2 protein-coding genes are annotated in these 3,944 nt (G+C 46.6%); both read left to right on the top strand.

The window, feature by feature from the left end:
- Positions 1-3,194, top strand: a 3,194-nt coding sequence (locus H6F80_RS29075; protein WP_199296489.1) for a PAS domain-containing protein, incomplete at its 5' end; no start/stop codon positions are given.
- 6 nt (positions 3,195-3,200) lie between these two features.
- Complete coding sequence (locus H6F80_RS10295; RefSeq protein ID WP_190791475.1) at positions 3,201-3,830, top strand: response regulator; 630 nt, start codon at positions 3,201-3,203, stop codon at positions 3,828-3,830.
- The last annotated feature ends 114 nt before the right edge of the window (positions 3,831-3,944 follow it).

Here is a 3,944-nt window from a genome sequence, read left to right as displayed (position 1 = left end):
AGGCAGAGAACGCGCGAGTCTTGGGTCAACTTTCTGAAGCAGAAGACTTATATGAACAAGCCATTCAAGGAGCCAAGAACAACGAGTATCTGCAAGAAGAAGCATTAGCCTATGAATTAGCCGCCAAACACTACTTAGCTCGTGGTAGAGAAAAGTTTGCCCAGCTTTACATGAAGGAAGCTCACTATTGCTATGAACGATGGGGAGCAATCGCAAAGGTTAGAGATTTAGAAACTCGTTATCCGCAGCTATTTCCTCAGTCTTCCAACGTAGTTTCTACACCAGTTTGCACCACGACCGGAACCATCTCAAGTACCTCACATACTGCTCTCGATTTAGCGACAGTGATGAAAGCAACTCAAGCGATTTCGAGTGAGATTGAATTGGAGCGATTACTCCATTCTCTAATGCAGATCCTAATTGAGAACGCGGGTGCACAAACCGGATGCTTGATTTTAGAAAACTCAGGAGAATGGGTAATTGAGGCTGCTTGTGAACTCAATGAGGGTGAGCAAGTCTCGGCTACGCAAGTGTTGCAATCGATTCCAATTGTAAACCGTTTGCCTGAATCAGTCATTCAGTATGTGATCCGAACTCATCAATCTGTGATTTTAAGTGATGCAACTCATGAAGGAAATTTCATCAACGATCCTTACATTCAACGCAACCAAACTCAATCACTACTCTGTTTACCACTGCTGAATCAAAGTAAATTGGTTGGTGTGTTGTACCTAGAAAACCAATTAGCGGCTGGAGCCTTCACACCAGAACGATTCTCCGGAGACGCTACGCGATCGCAGGTTTTGCATCTATTATCAACCCAAGCAGCCATTTCAATCGAAAATGCTAAACTCTACTCAAAGCTAAGCGATAGCAAAAATCAGCTCAATCAATTTCTAGAGGCGGTTCCCGTAGGGATTGGGGTCTTGGATACGACGGGTCGCCCTTACTATTTCAATCAACAAGGCATTCAGCTATTAGGCAAAGGCGTTGACCCTACCGTAACACCCGATCAACTTCCAGAAGTTTATCAAGTTTACCAGGCTGGAACGGATCAAACCTGTTCATCTGAGATGATGCCAATCGTTCGAGCGTTGAAAGGCGAACGTACAAGAAGGGATGATTTAGAGATTCACCAGGGCGAGGCGATTATTCCTATTGAGGCATGCGGAACTCCAGTCTTTGACGAACATAAGAACGTGGCTTACGCAATTGTGGCTTTTCAAGACATTACGGAGCGGAAACGATCGGAGAAACTGTTAGCTGATTACAACCGTATCCTGGAGCAACAGGTAGCAGAACGAACGGCAGCTTTACAGCAAAGCGAAGCAGAACTGCGCCATCGGGAACAGGAATTACGACTGATTGCCAACGCTCTACCAGTTTTGATCAGCTACGTAGATACCAATCGGTGTTATCAATTCATCAACCGTACCTATGAGGTTTGGTTTAACCGTAGCCGCAATGAAATTCTGGGCAACCCTGTTCGCCAACTTTTCGGTGAAGCGGTTTATCAACGGGTTGAGCCGTATGTCAATCAGGTGTTTGAAGGGCAAACAGTACATCTAGAAACAGAAGTCGCTTTTCCACCTGGCAAGCGGTGCATCAGCGCAACCTTTATTCCTGATTTCGATGACAATGCTCAGGTGAGAGGTTTCTACAGTCTCATGACAGATATTAGCGCTCACAAACAAGTAGAAGAAGTGTTGCGCCAGTCCGAGGCTCAATTTCGGGAACAGGCAATCCTCTCCGCTTTTCGCGCCGATGTGGATAGTGCCCTTGCTCAAAGTGCTAGTTTGCCCTTGATACTGCATCGCTGTGCTGAAGCCGTTGTTAAGCACTTTAATGCGGCATTTGCTCGGATTTGGACGGTAAATCAAGACCAGAATGTTTTGGAGTTACAAGCCAGTGCAGGGATGTATACCCGTCTTGACGGCACCTACAGTCAAGTTCCCGTAGGTAGCTTCAAAGTTGGACAAATTGCTCAGGATCGCTATCCTCTGTTGACCAACAATGTGTTTGATGAGCCATCTATTGATCAAGAATGGGCAAAACGAGAAGGCATGGTAGCATTTGCGGGCTATCCGATACTGCTGGATGATCAGCTTATTGGCGTGATCGCGATGTTTACTCGACACCCCATTCCGGTGCCCAACTTTGAGGCGTTGGAGTTTGCAGCTCGTGAGATTGCATTGGGAATTAAACGCAAACAGGCAGAAATAGCATTGCAAGCCTCTGAAGCAGAGCTTCGTGCGCTCTTTTCAGCAATGCCCGATCCGCTCTTGGTCGTGAATGCAGAAGGGCGTATTTTGAGAGCAATTCTCTTAGAGAAATTACATCAACCGATCGACGAACAGGTGGCTCAAACGTTATACGAAATTTTTGAGCGATCGCAAGCCGATACATTTCTTGACTATATTCGGCAAGCATTGCTCACTCAGCAACCTCTAACAGTAGAATATAGCTTGGTGATGGGAAGACGGGAAACCTGGTTTGCAACTCGCATTTCTCCCATTTCAGACCATTCTGTCATTTGGCTGGCAAGAGATATCACCGATCGCAAACGTGCCGAAGCAGCCTCCATTCTAGAAGAGCGCAACCACATGGCACGGGAAATCCACGACACTTTAGCACAGGCATTTACAGGTATTATCATTCATACTCGATCTGCCTCCAGTGAGATAACGACGGATGCAGAAAAAGCGCAAACTCTCCTCATCCAGATCCTCGGCTTAGCTCGTTCTGGGCTTGCGGAGGCACGTCGTTCAGTAGAGGCGCTACACCGCCCATACCTTTTAGAGAGCAGTAACTTACAGGATGCATTAAGCCGTCTTGCTGCTCAATTGGACTCCTCGATCGCAACCCAAATCGTCTACGAAGTTATTGGTACAACCTATCCCCTATCCTGCGATTTGGAAAATAATCTGTTTCGGATTGGGCAGGAAGCTTTAACCAATGCAATCAAATATGCCGAGGCGCACGAAATCCGAATTGAACTGGTCTATGAACCGACCCAATGCATCTTACGAATAAAAGACAATGGGCAGGGATTTGATATAGAAAACCAGGCGATGAGAAATGGCTTTGGTCTACTGGGGATGGCACAACGGGCTGAACGCATCAAGGCTGAATTAAAGATTCAAAGCTACTTAGGGCAAGGGACAGAGATCGTGGTATCTATTAATCGGGAGTAAGTCAGCATGAATCAGCCCAGCCGCATTCGCGTTCTTGTTGTGGACGATCATCCCGTTGTTCTCCAGGGTTTGATCGGGATGTTAGAGAAGGCTCCGGATATCATCATTGTGGGTCAGGGGCGAAATGGGCATGAGGCGATCGCAGTGTTTCAGCAACAGCAGCCTGATGTGACCTTGATGGATTTACGGATGCCTGGAATAGAGGGTGTTCAGGCAATTACAGCTATTTGTAGTGAGTTTCCGAACGCCCGGATTATTGTGCTGACTACGTATGACACTGATGAAGAGATTTATCGAGGATTGCGAGCAGGAGCAAAGGGATATTTACTGAAGGACTCTGAGCCAGAGGAACTATTAACAGCAATTCGTACCGTGAACAGGGGACAACAGTATATTCCCCCCAATGTGGCTGCCAAGCTAGTCCAACGGATAACTGCTCCAGAACTGAGCGATCGTGAGCTAGAAGTTCTCCAGTTAGTCGGGCAGGGAATGAGCAACCAGGAAATTAGCACGGCTCTCAAGATTAGTGAAAGTACCGTGAAGACTCACATTAACCGAATTTTCAGCAAGCTAGATGTCAATGACCGCACCCAAGCAGCCATTATTGCGTTGAGACGCGGAATTGCTAACTTGTAAAAACAAAGATGGTTTTCTGCCTAGGTCAGCAATTGTTGCCCGTCATTACTGTAGAGCGAAGGATATGGGTTTACGAAGCAGGCAATTAAACCAAAGTTTGATTCAAACTCCAAC

Source organism: Leptolyngbya sp. FACHB-711 (assembly GCF_014695615.1).
Taxonomy (GTDB): Bacteria; Cyanobacteriota; Cyanobacteriia; order Elainellales; family Elainellaceae; genus Leptolyngbya_A.
The sequence above is the reverse complement of the archived record's forward strand: the minus strand, read 5'-3'. Positions and strand labels throughout refer to the sequence as shown.

What these genes read in the sequence shown, in the direction of transcription:
- H6F80_RS10295 (WP_190791475.1), top strand. Translation starts at nt 3,201, where the DNA reads ATGAATCAGCCCAGCCGCATTCGCGTTCTTGTTGTGGACGATCATCCC.